The sequence below is a fragment of the Fictibacillus sp. EA-CB0309 genome (assembly GCF_055814265.1).
On sequence record NZ_CP169271.1, the window covers coordinates 2,079,687 to 2,096,955 of the forward strand.

The 17,269-nt window shown below is 37.9% G+C and carries 8 protein-coding genes, 3 pseudogenes and 1 riboswitch; of the genes and pseudogenes, 2 read left to right on the top strand and 9 right to left on the bottom strand.

Going from position 1 to position 17,269, the window contains the following annotated elements; genetic code table 11:
* Window positions 1-30: 30 nt before the first annotated feature.
* Window positions 31-918, bottom strand: a complete 888-nt coding sequence (locus tag ACEWFH_RS11640; protein WP_473724193.1) for a chemotaxis protein — start codon at window positions 916-918, stop codon at window positions 31-33.
* Between the two features lie 75 nt (window positions 919-993).
* Here ACEWFH_RS11640 and ACEWFH_RS11645 point away from each other — a divergent pair, with 75 nt between their 5' ends.
* Window positions 994-1,623 carry a DUF2238 domain-containing protein gene (locus ACEWFH_RS11645; RefSeq protein ID WP_473724194.1) on the top strand — a complete coding sequence of 210 codons (630 nt, stop codon included), beginning with the start codon at window positions 994-996 and terminating at the stop codon, window positions 1,621-1,623.
* 621 nt (window positions 1,624-2,244) lie between these two features.
* Here the strand turns inward: ACEWFH_RS11645 and ACEWFH_RS11650 are convergent.
* From ACEWFH_RS11650 to gltB, 7 genes and pseudogenes are all read right to left on the bottom strand, one after another.
* Window positions 2,245-3,032 (bottom strand): annotated as a pseudogene (locus tag ACEWFH_RS11650) (energy-coupling factor transporter transmembrane component T family protein).
* A complete protein-coding gene (locus ACEWFH_RS11655) occupies window positions 3,016-4,467 on the bottom strand; it encodes an ABC transporter ATP-binding protein (protein ID WP_473724195.1) in 1,452 nt (483 codons plus the stop codon). The pseudogene ACEWFH_RS11650 and the gene ACEWFH_RS11655 overlap by 17 nt, the downstream one beginning before the upstream one ends.
* Before the next feature lie 14 nt (window positions 4,468-4,481).
* The gene (locus ACEWFH_RS11660) at window positions 4,482-5,063 is read right to left on the bottom strand and encodes an ECF transporter S component (protein ID WP_473724196.1); all 582 of its coding nucleotides are present in this window, start codon (window positions 5,061-5,063) and stop codon (window positions 4,482-4,484) included.
* Window positions 5,056-5,769, bottom strand: a complete 714-nt coding sequence (gene tenA, locus ACEWFH_RS11665; protein ID WP_473724197.1) for a thiaminase II — start codon at window positions 5,767-5,769, stop codon at window positions 5,056-5,058. The genes ACEWFH_RS11660 and tenA overlap by 8 nt, the downstream gene beginning before the upstream one ends.
* A 335-nt stretch (window positions 5,770-6,104) precedes the next feature.
* Window positions 6,105-6,212: riboswitch (TPP riboswitch) on the bottom strand.
* A gap of 227 nt (window positions 6,213-6,439) precedes the next feature.
* A complete protein-coding gene (locus ACEWFH_RS11670) occupies window positions 6,440-7,369 on the bottom strand; it encodes a manganese-dependent inorganic pyrophosphatase (protein WP_473724198.1) in 930 nt (309 codons plus the stop codon).
* Window positions 7,370-7,478: 109 nt separating this feature from the next.
* Window positions 7,479-8,956 (bottom strand): annotated as a pseudogene (locus ACEWFH_RS11675) (glutamate synthase subunit beta).
* A 25-nt stretch (window positions 8,957-8,981) separates the two neighbouring features.
* Window positions 8,982-13,533, bottom strand: a pseudogene (gene gltB / locus ACEWFH_RS11680) (glutamate synthase large subunit).
* Window positions 13,534-13,671: 138 nt separating this feature from the next.
* Here gltB and ACEWFH_RS11685 point away from each other — a divergent pair.
* On the top strand, window positions 13,672-14,574 hold the full coding sequence (locus ACEWFH_RS11685; protein ID WP_473724199.1) for a LysR family transcriptional regulator: 903 nt from the start codon (window positions 13,672-13,674) through the stop codon (window positions 14,572-14,574).
* Between the two features lie 123 nt (window positions 14,575-14,697).
* Here the strand turns inward: ACEWFH_RS11685 and ACEWFH_RS11690 are convergent, their stop codons facing one another.
* The gene (locus ACEWFH_RS11690; RefSeq protein ID WP_473724200.1) at window positions 14,698-17,265 is read right to left on the bottom strand and encodes a glycosyltransferase; all 2,568 of its coding nucleotides are present in this window, start codon (window positions 17,263-17,265) and stop codon (window positions 14,698-14,700) included.
* Window positions 17,266-17,269 lie beyond the last annotated feature (4 nt).

Below are 17,269 nucleotides of genomic sequence, written 5' to 3' on the forward strand. Positions count from 1 at the left end.
CTTTAATGTATTCATGGACGGGAGTGATGGTTATTTTCTTTTCGTTGCCAAATTTAATTGTTTCCAAGCTTCTGCAATTTCGTCACCTATCTCATTGATTACTTCATTCGTTTTGAAATAATGCTTATGGGAAAGTGGTGTGAAGCTGCTGATAAAATCTCCGCTATTCACTTCTATGTCTTCTGCAACTGCCCTTTGGTATGATTCATTTAACGATTTTAACGGATAGCCAAATACATCATCTTTGTCATACATGTTAACCCACTTACCATCAAGAGCAGGGTAATAGTCTTTTAAATTAGGTGATGGTACTTGAATCGGAATGTCAAAATCAGCATATCTGAGGCTCCATAAAGCAAGCGGACTTCCTAATGAATAAAACCCTGTTAACGTTTCTCCTTTTTCAAGTGGTGTTTCGTTTATATTTTGTTTTACATCTTCATGAATTCGTTCAGCGATAAATTGCAAATCATAAAAGTAATTGCTTGTAATAACGGTTCCTAAGCTATGCGCAACAACAAACAACGGAGCATCCTCACCAGCTTTTTTACTTAAATTTTTCAGTCCTCTTGCATATACCTCGTGGACTTTTATGTAATTGGGGTTGTGATTGACGGTGGGTTGATAAGCGATTGCGTCACCAAAAAAGTGAATGACAAATTGTCTTAATTTCTTGAAGTCTAATTCTGTTTCTTTATTAAGTCTTTGCCACAATACGTTTTCTTTTTCATTGAACACACTTCCCCAATAAATGGGCTGAATGATCAGTTCTTTTTCAGGTGTTGGATAATACGGCTTAATGTTCTGTGAAAATCTTTTTGTTAAGACTTCAGAAAATAAATCTGAAAAATCCTCTGTTTGGTCACCTATACCATGCAGAATTGCTACAGCTATTTTTTTGTCATGATTTATCCACATCCTTCTTATTAATGGGTTCATGAAATGAAAGAATACGTGTATGACTAAACATCAATACTAAAGACAGAATGCGAGGTGCTGTTTTTGAAGAAAAATCGGTTTCATCTTTTTCTTTTTATACTTGTTATGGTCTTCTTTATCTGGTCTTCTATTAAGCCGTCCCATTATCCCATCTGGATTCTAGAAGTAGGACCATCGTTAATTATATTGATAATTTTGATTTCTTTATATAAAAAAATAAGGTTAACTTCTCTCTCGTATAGCATTATCGCATTATTGGCCATACTTACTTTTATTGGAGGGCATTATACATATGACGATGTTCCCCTATTTGATTGGCTGCAAAACCAAAATGACCTGAAGAGAAATGATTACGATCGGTTTGGTCATTTTATGAAAGGGTTAGTTGCTATTGTTTTTCGTGAAATTTTAATTATGAAAACTCCTTTGACATTTGGAAAAGGAGTTCAGTTTCTAGCCTTTTGTATTACCTTATCTGTCTCTGCTTCTTATGAAATCATAGAATGGCTTGCAGGAATAATAGCTAAACGTGAAACGAAAGACTTTGTTGGCGCACAAGGTGACATGTGGGATGCACAATGGGATATGTCACTAACACTGATCGGCTCAATCATTGCCTTATTATTATTGACTCGCTGGCATAATCGGTTGATCCATGATCTTAAAGAAAAACATTGGTCTTGAAATATATTAGATAGTTACACTGTAAACCCTTCTTATGTAACTTCCCTCTCCAATAAATTTTAGACTTTTGACTAACAATAGACAGAGGTGATTTTATGCTGAGAGTGGTTTCAATACTTTGCACTTTTGTTTCAGGATTTTTACTTTTTTCCGCGTGGTCTGGGTATATTCAAAAAGAATTTGAGGTTAACGAATATCGAGGTCACGTGGTTGAAAAAAGAGAATTGAGCTCATTAATGATCTAGGCACTACACTTGTTGCACAGCCAAGTTATAAGATTGTATTTTCTGGCGGGAAAGAGTTAATGGTGCCTTATTCTATATATAAAGATATTAAAGAAGACAGTTATGCGGTTGTAATGAAGCAAAAGGATAACATGACTTTGTTAAAAGAATAGACTATGCTCTAAAAAATTGTTGCTTTTATGTAATTATGTTCATTCTCTTCACTGAAAAGTCGATTGGAGTGGAAGGTGCATGCCACCCGAGATGCTTCTAGCAAGGTATGTGCGGGTCACCCTGCGAAAGCGAAGCACCTGAAACCGAAATCAACTACTTACAATAACAACAAAGTTTGCTAATATAGAAAGAAGCTGAAGTTAAATTCAGCCTCTAGGTCTACTTAAAATCTAACATCTGTTTCAGGAAATAGTGGAAAGTACATGGAGAAAACGAATGCAATGGCGAACATGATTAGAAAATAACCTACAAAAAACGAATCGAACTTTGAGAACCCTATTTCATAAAAGAAGGTTCTCTTTTTATTTGAATCGAACCTTTTTGCTTCCATAGCAACGGCAATTCGATGTGCTCGGCGAATACTTTGTGATAACAAAGGGATTACAAGATACTGCAATCTTTTCAACGGATTCTTATGCCATATAACCCCTCTTACTTTTTGGGCGTTACGTATGGTTTGAAATTCTTCTATCATGATCGGAATTAATCGAACAGCCGCCATAAAGCTATATGCGTACTTTGGTGAAAGTTTAAGCTGCTGCATTAATGAATAAAACAGTTTAACAGGCTGTGTTGTTAAGACAAACGTTAAACTCAGCATGGCAAATGACAAAGCTCTAAATCCTAAATGAATACCCCGAAGTAAACTCTCCTCTGTTATATGCACATATGCCCATTTAAATAGCGTGGTTTCTCCTTTTCCAAATAGAATCATAGATGATGATGTTGATAAAAAAATAAGTAAAAAAGGTACCAATAGTAGAAGAATATGCTTATAGGAATAACCTGTACCAAAAAGAACAACAGTGATATAACGATTGTAAATGCAATCATAAGATTTAGTTGATGTATAGTGATGGCAAAAACAAATAAAAACATTATTGTTAGTAATTTTAGAGAAGGATTGATTTTATGCAGCCAAGTCACTTTGCCGTTAAAGACTGTATTCATACAAGTGCTCCTCTTTAGACCTCATCATGTCGGTTACTTCGCGATCAGTGACTACCTCTCCATTCTTCACTTCCCATACCCTTGTTGCAAAATGCAGAAGAATTTGAGAATCATGTGTCACCATAATGATAATGGTTCCTTTTTGCCTTTCGTTTTCTAACCATTCTAGAATTCTAAACGTATTTATAGAATCTTGACCAAATGTTGGTTCATCAAGCAATAATACCTTTGGATGTTGTATGAATGCCGAAGCGACACTTAACCTTCTTTTTTGTCCAACAGAAAGATGATAAGGGTGATGTTTCTCTTTAGTTGTTAGCCCAAATGTATTTAGTATCTCTTCTGCTTCAGCATTAATTTCTTGATCTTGAGCTAAACCATATGTAATTTCATCGTATACGGAATTTGTTAAAAATTGATATTCCGGGTTTTGAAAAACGAGATAAGCCAAGCCGTACAAATCATTAATTTTCGTTATGGTAAAATCGTTTATTTGATAGGTGCCAGCTGTTTTTATCAGTTGCATCAGTGATAATAATAGCGTACTTTTACCTGCACCGTTCTCTCCTACTACCATTATCCATTCTCCAGAATGAATGGTTGAATTTTTTAATGATATTTTTAATTCCTTGTTACGAAAACCCTTAAAGTTTATTAGATACAATGTGTTTTGTTGCTTACATTGGTTCGTTAAAGAGCTTTTCTTTTTGTATTCGTTCCATGCACCTGGATACCAAATGCCATACTGGTTAAGTTTCTCTTTGTAATGAGAAAAAATATAAGAAGAATCTCCATCCGCAAGAATTCTTCCATCTGGAGTAAAAACGATAATGCGGTCAACAAAATCCATGATCCGTTCAATTTTGTGCTCAACTATAATTAGCGTTTTATTCTCCCCTATCTTTTTAACCGTTTCCCAAATCTGCTTAGTACCACTTTCGTCTATGAGTGCAGTAGGTTCATCTAGGAATATAACTTCGGGGTCGAGTGCTAATACCGATGCGATTGCTAAGCGCTGTTTCATTCCGCCTGAAAGAGTCTGAATCGGTGTGTGGATATCATTCAAATGTAATCCTACTGCATGCAATAACTCCTCTATTCTGCTTATCATCTCTTCTCTTGGGACCTGTAAGTTCTCCAATACGAATGCGATTTCTTCATCAACAAATGGCATACAAAACTGTGTATCTGGATCTTGAAACACAAACCCCCAACTGTCAGGGTTCTGTACACCATCGCTTTTAATAGGAACTTCTACAGAAAGAGGAATAAGTCCAGAAAGAACTTGCAGGAGAGTAGATTTTCCACATCCAGAAGGTCCGAGCAAAAGCACTTTCTCTCCTTTTTGGAAAGATAAATTTATATTCTTAAAAAGTAAGTCATCTTCTCCTGGAAACTTTAATCTTAAATTTTTAACAGATGTTGCGGTATCCATTTAAACCACCTCAGTTATCGATTCAGTGCCTCATAATCTTCCTTTGATGAGGGACGAACCAGTTTAGTAACTCCTGTTGCTTCTAGTGCTTTAGCAATTGAAACAGCTAACATTCCTGTGAAGATGATTGAACCTATGAGCCTGAATACAATAAATAGTGTAAGATTCCATGTCGATAGATCACCAACATATCCTTTGTAAAAGTCTAAAATGAAAGATCCTGCACAAGCACTTATGGCTGCGAGAGAAATAACAAATAAATCAAACTGCTTGTAGCGAAAAGCCATAAGGACTAATTCTGCAAATAGTCCTTGAATAACACCATATAATAAAACTTCTAGCCCAAATTCAGACCCCATTAAAAACTCTCCTGAGGAAGCGGCAATTTCTGCTAAAAGAGCAACCCCTGGTTTCCGAATGATTAAAAAGGCAACGGTTGCAGCCATAAACCACATTCCATAGATCAATTGATCAATATGAAGACCGAGCGGCTTAACCGCGTAATAAAGAGGTCCCCAAATCTTATAAATAATACCAAAGCCAATGGATATAACAATGGTCACTAGAATATCAGTTAACTTCAGTCCTTTATACATTTTTTGTTTCCCTCCCAACTTTTGTTGCAGCTGTGCCGTATGCAACTGGCCATTTTTCCAACGTATAAGCCATTTCCCAGAATAAATATTCGTATTCACAGCTGATTAAGAAATGGCGAGTCATCTTATCCTTTTCCTGTTCACTTGCTTTTTCTGCTAAATCATCCAACCGGTTAATTTGTTCTTGGACAAGTTGTGAAAACCACTCACCACCATAAGCTGCAATCCACTCTTGATAGATAGGTTCAATTGGTGTGGCTTCCTTAAATGTTTCCCCGATCTCTTGATAAATCCAATAGCATGGGAGAATAGCCGCAATAATTTCTCCTAAACTACCGGACTCTGCTACTCGGTAAAGATGAGACGTATAATGGTACGCAGTTGGAGCAGGTTCAAAGTTCGCTAATTCTTCTTCGGTAACCTGTAGCTGTTTCATGAATGTTTCGTGAAGAGCTAATTCTGCATCATTGGTTCCTTGTGCGTGAGCAGCCATTCTTGAAGTCGTGTATAGATCTTCAGCCCTTGCAGCTCCCATGGCTTGAACTCTAGCAAAATGAGATAAATAATAGGAATCTTGCATTACGTAGTATTTGAAGCATTCTAATGAGAGGTCTCCTTCTGCAATACCTTTTACAAAAGGATGATGGAGATTTGCTTCCCAAATTGGGTTGGCTTTTTGTCGTAAAAGTTCGGTGAATTTTTTCATGTGAATTCTCCTTGTTTTTTAATTTTAAAAGACTGTTTTCGCAAACCTTGTTGCTTTTGTAAGTGGTTGATCTCCGCTCCAGGTTGCTTCGCTTTCCGCGGGGCGTCCGGTGAGCCTCCTGCCGCTTTGCGCCATTAGGAGTCTCCACCTGACCGCTCGTCCCGCAGGAGTCTCGCACCCTTCCACTCCAATCAACTTGCAAAGAAGAGGATTAAACAAAATGCCTCTAAAGCAACAATCTTTAAAAAAGCCTTTAGAAAAGAACCAAACAAAAAAACCACTTTCAGCGAGAAAGTGGTTGTATATGGAGAATTGAACACTATGTATAAATATAGGACTCCTCAACACCACTTCCCTACGCTGGTATAATCCAGATCAGGTTCTAAGAGTCTCAAAGTCGCACTTCGATCTCAGCCTTATGAAAGGCACCCCTAGTGGTTTTTAATATTTAGTTGGTAGTATGTTTTAAATAATAGCAGGCTAGTTTTGATTGTCAACTGTTTTTGAGTAAGTCTGCTTAGGGAGGAAATTTTTAGACTCTCATGGTTATGGTTGAATTCCACTCTATGATGCTCTCATTCCGCTGGGTGTGCGGTGAACCTATGTGGATTCAAGAAATCAAAATAAAAAGGGCATAACCATGATAGGTTTTGCCCTTTACAGCCACCAATTACTTGCTCATCGCCTCAGTTAATACCGGTACGATTTGCTTTTTACGAGAAACAACGCCTTTAAGAACGGTTGTATTGTTTTCTAACTTCACGTTGTATGCATCTTCTACAGATTGTGCTCTTTTACCTAGAGCTAAAGCTGTTGAGTCATTCGTTAAAATATCTGTTACAACGAACATGAACAGGTCTAAACCTTTTTCATTGATCACTTTTGAAATCGCACTTTCAAGTTCATCTTGATGTTTTAAGACATCACTAGCATCAACTGTATTTACTTGTGCAACCTCAACTTTGCTTGCCCCAATATTAAATTCTTTAGCATCTAAAGAGATAAGCTCTTCAACAGACTTATCACTTAAATCTGCGCCTGCTTTTAGCATTTCTAATCCGTACGTCTCAGCATCAACATCTGCAATTTCAGCTAGTTCACGTGCTGCTTCAACATCCTCTTCTGTACAAGTCGGTGATTTGAATAAAAGAGAATCCGAAATAATCGCAGAAAGCATAAGACCAGCAATGTTCTTATCTACTTCAACGCCTTTTTCTTTGTACATCTTGTTCAAGATCGTTGCTGTACATCCAACAGGCTCTGCACGATAATATAATGGGTCACTTGTTTCAAAGTTTGCGATACGGTGATGGTCAATGACTTCAAGTACTCGAACTTTGTCAATGTCATTTGCGCTTTGCTGACGTTCGTTATGGTCTACTAAAATAACCGAGTTTGTTTCAGCAGAAACATGTTCAACTAAACGCGGAAGCTCAGCTTTAAAGTAATCTAATGCATACTTTGTTTCACCGTTAATTTCACCTAAACGGATTGCTTCTACATTTTGTCCTAATTTAGACTTAAGATCAGCGTAAACTATCGCTGAAGTAATCGTGTCCGTATCTGGATTCTTGTGTCCAAAAATAAGTACTTTTTCCATGCTTCTACTCCTTATAAATATATAAATTATTTTTTGATAGCCAAGCCTTATTTTATCATATAAAAACAGCTTTTGGCTTTTGGAGTTTATTGTAGCATGGAAAAAAGCATTAAGGCAAAACCGTACTTCCCATCAATGATTGATCCACTTGACGTGCACAATCACGACCTTCTTGAATCGCCCAAACGATCAAACTTTGACCGCGTCTAGAATCACCTGCTGCAAATACTCCATCTACGTTTGTTTTGTAGTCTCCATGTTTTGCATCTACTTTATTATTTTTGGTTTCTACACCAAATTCTTTTAGGACAGGCTGTTCGGTTCCTTCAAAGCCAATCGCGATGAATACAAGATCGGCAGGCCATACTTTCTCTGATCCTGGAATTTCTTCAAATACAATATTTCCAGCATCATCTGATGTTCTCTTCATTTGAATGGTATGAAGTTCTTTTAAATTGCCTTCTGTATCAGATACGATTTTCTTTGTTTGAACAGAGTACTCTCTAGGATCATGCCCATATTGAGCAGTAGCCTCTTCATAGGCATAGTCCATGGTAAAAATGTTAGGTTGCTCTGGCCACATGTTTGCATCGCTTCGTGCATTAGGCAGTTTCGGATGTTTGCCGAATTGAACAACGCTTTTACACTTTTGTCGTAGAGCAGTAGCTACACAGTCGGCACCTGTATCACCACCGCCAATGACAATAACGTCTTTCCCAGATGCGTCAATTAAAGGCTCATTCACTTCAATGTTCAACAGCCTTTTAGTCGCCTGAGTCAAATAGTTCATCGCAAAATGAACACCTTTGGACTCTCTTCCTTCAAGGTTCAAATCTCTTTGTTTCTGTGCACCTGTACAAAGGATAATAGAATCATATTGAGACTTTAGTTCTTCAGGCATTATATCTTTCCCCACTTCAGTATTTAAAACGAAATCAATGCCTTCTTGTCTTAATAATGTGATTCTTCTTTCCACAATGTCTTTATCCAGCTTCATGTTAGGTATTCCATAAGTGAGCAATCCGCCTGCTCTATCATCTCGTTCGTAAACAGTTACAGAATGACCTACTTGGTTTAATTGATCGGCAGCAGCAAGTCCAGCTGGGCCTGAACCAACAATCGCTACTTTCTTTCCTGTTCTTTTCACGGGAATTCTAGGTTGAATCCAGCCATTTTCAAAGCCTTTATCAATAATTGCCTTCTCTATATTTTTTATCGTTACAGCTGGTCCGGCGAGTTCGACCGTACATGACCCTTCACAAGGAGCTGGGCAAACCCGTCCTGTGAATTCTGGGAAATTGTTTGTTTTCATTAGACGATCGAGAGCTTCTTTCCATTTTCCGCGATAAACAAGATCATTCCACTCTGGAATCAGATTGTTAATGGGGCAGCCTGCAGCTGCCCCTTTGATTTCAAGTCCGATATGACAAAAAGGTGTTCCGCAATCCATACATCTTGCACCTTGTCTTTTTAACATATCTTCCGGTTGTTTCTCTGTGTATTCTTTCCAATCTTTAAGACGGTGGAGAGGTTTTCTCTCTATCGTTTCTTCACGAGGAATTCCAAAAATCCAGTTGGTTTACCCATATTAAATCTCTCCTTTCATCTCAACTCATTTCAAAATCAATTTTGTAGGACCGGGTCTGCCAGCTGCTTTTTTAGGAGCTGATCCAGCTTCAAATGCGTTCATGATGGCTTCTTGTTCCGTAAACCCAGCTTTTTTCTCTTCGTCAATTTTCTTAATCATTTCTTTGTAGTCTTTAGGTATTACCTTTACGAAATGTGACTGAGCCGTTTTCCAGTTTTGTAGAATTGTAGCAGCTTTTTCACTTTGTGTATAAGCATAGTGATTGATGATTTGTTGTTTAACAGCTTCTATTTCTTCCAAATCAATCAACCTTTCAAATTCGATACCTTCTTTGTTGCATAATCGTTTAAACAGAAGAGGCTGATGTGTATAGATATATGCGATACCACCGCTCATACCAGCAGCGAAGTTCTTTCCTACATTACCTAAAACAACCACTCCACCGCCTGTCATATACTCGCAGCCATGGTCACCGATCCCTTCGACAACAATGTTAGCTCCACTGTTTCGAACGGCGAATCTTTCTCCTGCAAGGCCATTGATATATGCTTCACCGCTTGTTGCACCATAAAATGCAACGTTACCTACGATTGTATTGTCATCTGCCAAGTATTCAGATGTTTTTGGGGGAGCAACAATCATCTTACCTCCAGATAACCCTTTACCGAAGTAGTCATTGCTGTCTCCATTAAGGTACATCGTCATGCCTCGAGGAATGAATGCGCCAAAACTTTGACCTGCTGATCCGGAAAAAGTAAGAGTTACTGTATCTTCTGGGAGTCCTTCTTCCCCAAATCGTTTAGTAATTTCACTTCCTGCGATCGTACCTGTTACACGATTTGTGTTTTTAATTGGAAGATTTAGTGTAACAGGTTTCTGATCTTCTAAGGCAGGACGAAGCTGTGGCAGAATTTCCTTCATATCGAGTGATTGTTCAATCTTGTGATTTTGTGATGTCTGTCGGGTACGAACGCCTTCAGGCTGATAAAGAAGTCTTGAGAGATCAAGATGCTTTGCCTTCCAGTGGCTTCTTGCCTTTTCTCCTACCGTTAGTACATCCGTACGTCCTATCATTTCTTCCATCGTTTTAAAGCCAAGTTCTGCCATGATTTCACGAATTTCTTCTGCTACAAATCGCATGTAATTTACCACATGATCTGGGTCACCCATGAATTTTTTCTAAGTTCCGGATTCTGTGTGGCAACACCTACAGGACATGTATCCAAATGACATGCACGCATCATCACACATCCTAAAACGACGAGTGGAGCAGTCGCAAATCCATATTCTTCAGCACCTAACAAAGCGGCAAGGACAACATCTTTACCTGTCATCAGTTTTCCGTCTGTCTCGAGCGTTACACGTTCACGAAGTCCATTGAGCATTAGCGTTTGATGTGTTTCAGCTAACCCAAGTTCCCATGGAAGTCCTGTATGCTTAATACTCGTTTTTGGAGAAGCCCCAGTTCCTCCATCATATCCACTGATTACGATGACATCTGCTGCCCCTTTAGCAACACCCGCCGCAATCGTACCAACACCTGATTTAGCAACAAGTTTCACACTAATTCTTGCATCTCTGTTGGCGTTTTTCAGATCATGAATCAATTGAGCCATATCTTCAATCGAATAAATATCATGATGAGGAGGAGGTGAGATCAGTCCTACTCCAGGAGTTGACCCTCGAACATCTGCTACCCAAGGATATACTTTGTTTCCTGGAAGCTGCCCGCCTTCACCAGGTTTTGCTCCTTGTGCCATCTTGATCTGCAGTTCATCAGCGTTTACTAAATAGTGACTTTTTACACCGAATCTGCCTGAAGCTACTTGTTTGATACTGCTTCTTCGGTTGTTGCCGAGTTCGTCTGGCACGAATCGAGCTGGATCCTCTCCGCCTTCCCCACTGTTGCTTTTTCCACCTAGACGATTCATTGCGATAGCGAGTGATTCATGTGCCTCTTGACTAAGTGAACCAAATGACATGGCCCCTGTTTTAAAACGCTTAACGATTTCTTCAACCGATTCAACTTCTTCTAGCGGAATTGAATTCGTTTCTGGTTTGAATGAGAACAAGTTTCTTAAGAAGGTTGTTCTCTCGTCATCTGCCAGTTTTGAAAACGTTTTAAATAACGAATAATCATTTTTACGGCAAGCCCATTGTAACGTGTGAATGGTTTTTGGATTAAAGGCGTGATGCTCTCCTGTTTTTCTCCATTGAAAGTCACTTCCAGAATCTAGAGTGTCATCAATACTAGCCTGAAATCCTTGCTGATGACGTAATTTTGCTTCTTTCTCAATCTCAGCTAACGTAATACCATCGATCTGAGAAGCTGTAGCAGGAAAGTAACGGTCAATCACTTCTTTACCAATTCCTACGGCTTCAAAAATCTGAGCACCACGATAACTTTGTACAGTTGAAATCCCCATCTTAGACATCACTTTTACTATTCCATCTGTAATTCCTTTTTTATATTTAGCGATCGTTTTTGTAAGTGATAGATGAATATGTTCTTCTTGAATCGCTTCTTCAAATGTTTTGTAAGTTAAGTAAGGATAGATAGCATCAGCACCATATCCAATCAATGCTGCAAAATGATGGACTTCCCTTACTTCCCGGATTCAACAATTAAGCTTACTTTCGTTCGAAGCCCTTTTTTCACTAGATGATGGTGTAAAGAACTTACAGCAAGCAGAACAGGGATAGGCGTTTCGGTTTCGCTCATTTCACGATCAGACAAGATTAATAGACTTGCTCCCTCAGATATAACCTTCTCAGCATTTTGAAAAAGAGCTTCCAAACCATTTTCCAAATCTTCCGAAAAAGAGTTTGCAAAATAGCCGTTTTAAAGTCAGAGATTGTGAAATTCTTAATCTGGTTAAATTCATTTGTTGTAAGTACCGGTGAATTTAACTGAATTCTCTTCGCGTTTTGCGGTCCTGGATGCAATAGATTTCCTTCAGCCCCGAGCAATGTCATCGTTGAAGTAACAACCTTTTCTCGTATCGCATCAATCGGTGGATTCGTCACTTGTGCAAATAACTGCTTGAAATAGTTAAATAATGACTGAGGATTATCGGATAATACAGCGAGTGGCGTGTCGTTACCCATGGATCCGATTGGATCTTTACCCTCTGTTATAACCGGAATCAAATACTTATGAATATCTTCATACGTATAGCCAAAAGCCCTTTGTTTGCTTCTTACATGATCTAATGAAACTGCAGGTTCTTCGCCCTCTTCATTTAGATGATGAAGTCCGTTAGTCAACCAAACATCATAAGGATGTTCACTTGCCATTTCTGTTTTAATCTCATTGTCAGTGATAATTCGCCCTTCTTCTAAATCAATCAAAAGCATTCGGCCAGGGCTTAATCGCTCCTTATACAGTACATTCTCTTCTTCAACTTCAATAACACCAACTTCTGAAGAAAAGATAATATAGTCATCTTTAGTAACGTAATATCTTGCAGGTCGTAGCCCATTTCGATCAAGAATAGCTCCAATTTGTTTTCCGTTTGTAAAAGAAATCGCTGTTGGACCATCCCATGGCTCCATCAAGCAGCTATGATATTCATAAAATGCTCTTCTTTCTTCTTCCAAATGAGGGTTCTCACTCCAAGGTTCAGGAATTAGCATCATTGCAGTATGCGAAGGTTTTCTCCCTGCAAGTACAAAAAATTCAAATGCTTGATCCAATATGGATGAGTCACTACCATCAGCATCTAAAATCGGTAGCAGCTTATGAATGTCTTCTCCAAACGCTTCAGATACAAACTGCTTTTCCCGTGCTTTCATCCAATTTAGATTGCCTTGTAACGTATTGATTTCACCGTTATGAATGATATAACGATTAGGATGAGCGCGTTCCCATGTTGGAAATGTATTTGTGCTAAAACGGGAATGCACTAAAGCGAATGGGGATAAAAAATCCTCATCTTGCAGATCAGGATAAAAAGTATCCACTTGTTCTGGCGTTAAAAGTCCCTTGTAGACGATCGTTTGTGAAGACAAACTTGCAAAATAAGTTTGCAGTCCTTTTTGTCTAGCCCAGTGTTCAGCTTGTTTGCGGATAACAAAAAGTTTCCGTTCAAACATAAGCTCGTCAGTGATAGAATCATTACAAGCAATGAAGACTTGTTTTATAACAGGGCACGTCTCTTGAGCTTTCTCTCAATAGAATTAGAGTTTACAGGAACGCTTCTCCATCCTAGAAGTGTTTGTTGTTCTTGTTCAATAAGTAAATTAATCTGATTTTCTAGTTTTTCTTGAGCATCTTTGTCATTAGGAAAAAGATCATCCCAACTCCGTAACGTCCTTTTTCAGGCAAAACAAAGTTTGTTACCTTTTTAAAAAATTCATGTGGTATTTTAGTCATTAAGCCTGCTCCATCACCTGTTAAAGGATCGCTTCCTTGTCCCCCGCGGTGATCAAGCTGGCATAGCATATGCAGTCCTTTTTTTACAATCTGATGGGTAGCATGCCCTTTAAGATGAGCATATAGACCAATTCCACAAGCATCATGTTCGTTTTTCGGACTATATAACCCTTGTGGTGCTGGAAATTGACTGTAGGTCATTTTTAACTCCCCTTAACATTTTCAACTTGAATATTCGAAACTTTCTTTCATTTAGTTTAAGTTTTATAATTAATCGAAACAATATATAATTTAGATTAAAACGATCTCGAAATGAGAATGATTGGTTGTGACAATGTAATGGAAATCAGACAATTACAGTATTTTATTGAAGTTGCTGAGCGTGAACACGTTTCTGAAGCAGCACTAGCCCTGCATGTAGCACAATCAGCAGTAAGTCGTCAGATCGCAAACTTAGAATCAGAATTAGGTGTTGAATTATTTGAACGAGAAGGCAGAAACATCAAACTGTCGCCTGTTGGACGCTTATTTCTCACACATGCAAAGACGGCAATGAAAGCGATAGAACATGCAAAAAAGCAAATTGATGAATATCTGGATCCTGAAAGAGGTACGATTAAGATTGGATTTCCTACAAGTTTAGCGGGTCATCTTCTGCCTACTGTTGTTTCTGCTTTTAAACGGGAACATCCTAATATTGCCTTTCATTTAAGGCAAGGATCATACCGATTCTTAACGGAAAGTGTAAAAAGCGGAGATATTGATCTCGCATTCTTAGGACCTGTACCAACAAATGATCCTGATTTAGAAGGGAATATTCTTTTTACGGAAAAAATATCGGCTTTATTGCCTGACCAACATCTCTTATCCGAAAAAAGAAGTTTGTTATTGAGTGATCTTCGAAATGATGAATTTGTTCTATTTCCAGATGGGTATATATTACGTGAAGTGGTTGTTAATGCTTGTAAAGAATCAGGCTTCGTTCCTAAGATCGCTTGTGAAGGCGAAGATTTAGATGCGATAAAAGGACTAGTTACAGCTGGTATGGGTGTTACACTCTTACCCGATAGTTCCTTTTATGAAACGAAACCCCGTTTTACGGTGAAGATTCCAATTGATATCCCAGACGTTAAGCGTACTGTGGGAATCATTACACCGCGAAGCCGGGAACTAGCCCCTGCTGAACATGTATTTTATGAATTTGTGATAAAATTCTTCTCAGTTTTAGAGCAATATCAATAAATGAATCAAAAAACTTCACCCATTCCATTACGAAGGAGATGGGTGAAGTTTTTTTGTAATAAGGTTCACACTAGAATCCCAATTTTTTCTATAAAAAAAAGATAACCCTTTAGGTTATCTTCTTTATTCAATCCATCTTACTAATCTAGGGTCTTTGTCTAAAATACTCTTATATTGTTCTTTATTTCCAAATTCCCCTTCTGGATCCAAATGAAGATACCTATGAAATTTCTCTTTCCTTAAATCTGGCCTTGCCCACCCATAATGTTTAATACGTAAAGGGGATATAGCATTTGGTAATTGAAAAACATTTGAAGGGAATCTTCCGCAATGCTGTTTTTTATCAGCCCATGTATAAGAAAAGTCCCTTTTATAACGTAATAAAAAAGGTCTGTACATAAGGTGTGCACACCAGTGCTGATCTTCCCGATAATGTATGTCGTCCCAAAAATCAAAGATTCTGAACGAGTAAAGATCTATATCATGCTGATTTACCAGTTGTAATAGTTGCTCTCCAAATCCATCCTCAAAAATTTCGTCAGCATCAAGATTTAGAATCCAGTCTGGATTGGTTTTAATGGTTTCTTCCCACTGCTGTTTACGTAAGTCTATCTCATTATCAAATTTGGATTGAATATTTGTAATTATGGTTAAGGGAATCTCATTTAGAATTTCTCGGCAAATCTCAACTGAACCATCTTCACTTCCGTCATCAATGATTACAGCTGCATCAATATAATCTTTATGTTGCATAAGTGCTTTCCTTAAAAAGCGATCAGCTTCGTTCTTAATGATCATAGAAAGTGTAATACGCTGTTTTCTATTTTTTAATAGTCTACGCGCTTGTGGAAGGTCTGAATTTCTGTAGATATGGTAAGCAGGTAAATGGGTATCCACCCAAAGAGAAAGCCCAAGTGCACTTGCTCTCACACAAAAATGTCGGTCCTCTCCCCAAAAGGTAAGATTTTTAATTTTACTAAAATTAACTCCCGCATCTAGAGCTTTCCGTGATAGAAGGGTGCAAGCACCTAGGCCACCCACTTCATACACGCCTGGTGTTTTTAACTGATTCAAAAATTGTGTATAACGCAAAGAAACTTGCTCTTCATTCAATGTATCATCCGTGCATTTTCTATATTGTGTATATTCATCTGAAAGCCATACTTGTGGCTGTTCCATCGCTTCAGGCTGCCATCTCGTCCAAAAAATCTCGGAGATAATATCTTTCTTTTGTTTTATTAGATGTATAAGTGTATCAGGGTGCAGAATGAGATCGGAATCTACCAAAAAAAGATAATCATAATGATGTTCTTTTGCATGTTGCAATAGTCTATCTTTCAAAGCAGCCACTTTCCATACAAGTTCATCTGTCCAATAATGTGTTGTGTGGTTTTTCACATAGATATGATCCTTCTCTCTTTGTATCGTTTCAATCTTAACAGAACCGGAAGCTTTAAATTCTTTTAAAAGATTGGTCGACTCTAACTGTATATTGTCATCGATTAAATAAAAATCAAGCAAAAGTCCTTCTTGTTTAAACCGGTTTAGAGATTGAAGAAAACAATCTAGTATTTCAGGTGTTTGGCGAACTGGGCTTGCAACTAGTACTCTTTTGGATAATGTATGTGTCATATTTTCTAAATACTTTTTGTTGTGTAAGTATTTCGGGTCATTCGGTCTATATGCACCAGAAATTTCGTTGTGGTAATATGCTTTTTGATAGTCTCCTAACTTGTCATAACAAACACAAAGTTGAATATGTGGAATCCAAGTTGAATAGAGTGAGTTCTGAATTCCGAAATTATCCTTTGGAACCTTAGACTGTAAAGCTTTTTCATACCAATAAACAGCTGTTTCGTATTCAGCTGTTTCAAAATAGTAGTTTGCCAGTTTGCAGCAATATTCAGCTCTAGGTTTTGCATAAGTAAACGTCTTTAATATAGATTGTATACTTTTTTCTTTATTTCCTAAGATGATATAACAATCAGCAAGTTTGCCACACGCTGCAATATTATCTTCTATCCATCCCTTTTTTGTGGATAAAAAGGTTTCGTAATACGTAATCGCTCTTTCATATTGTTGGTGATCCTTTAACTCGTTGGCAAAATAATAAAGTTCTCTTGGTTGAAACACTTCACCTTTAGTCAGCCGATCTTCGTATATATTGAGATTGCGTGACACATCACGTGTGAGTGGAAGATGTGTTACAGCTATTTCGCTATTAACGATGTTCCCTCCTACCTCTAAGTATTCATGAACGGCCCCATACCACTGAAAATTTCGTTTTCGGTTCACTAAACGATTTCTTCTTAAACTAGACAGCACGTTTCCGTAATTGTCTAGTTGTAAATGGTAGGGCATTGTAACAGAATCAACAGAGGCAGAAAGTTGTTTTTTAAATTGAAGAAACTTTTTCCTTTCTTTATTTAATAGAACATCGTCCGCATCAAGCCATAATATAAAGTCCTTAGTTGCCTTCGAAAAGGCATAGTTTCGGGCAGCTGCAAAGTTTTGCTTCCATTGAAAGTCATAAATATTTGCTTGAAATGACAGGGCTATTTCTTTGGTTTTGTCAGTTGATCCTGTATCCACTATAATGATTTCATCTGCAAGTCCTTTTACCGATGCTAAACAACGTCCTAACACAGATTCTTCATTTTTTACAATCATACATAGGCTTATCGTGATCACGTTC

Coding starts and splice junctions, on each gene's coding strand:
- ACEWFH_RS11685 (WP_473724199.1), top strand. CDS start 13,672: ATGGAAATCAGACAATTACAGTATTTTATTGAAGTTGCTGAGCGTGAA.
- ACEWFH_RS11660 (WP_473724196.1), bottom strand. CDS start 5,063: ATGTATAAAGGACTGAAGTTAACTGATATTCTAGTGACCATTGTTATA.
- ACEWFH_RS11640 (WP_473724193.1), bottom strand. CDS start 918: ATGTGGATAAATCATGACAAAAAAATAGCTGTAGCAATTCTGCATGGT.
- ACEWFH_RS11655 (WP_473724195.1), bottom strand. CDS start 4,467: ATGGATACCGCAACATCTGTTAAAAATTTAAGATTAAAGTTTCCAGGA.
- ACEWFH_RS11670 (WP_473724198.1), bottom strand. CDS start 7,369: ATGGAAAAAGTACTTATTTTTGGACACAAGAATCCAGATACGGACACG.
- tenA (WP_473724197.1), bottom strand. CDS start 5,769: ATGAAAAAATTCACCGAACTTTTACGACAAAAAGCCAACCCAATTTGG.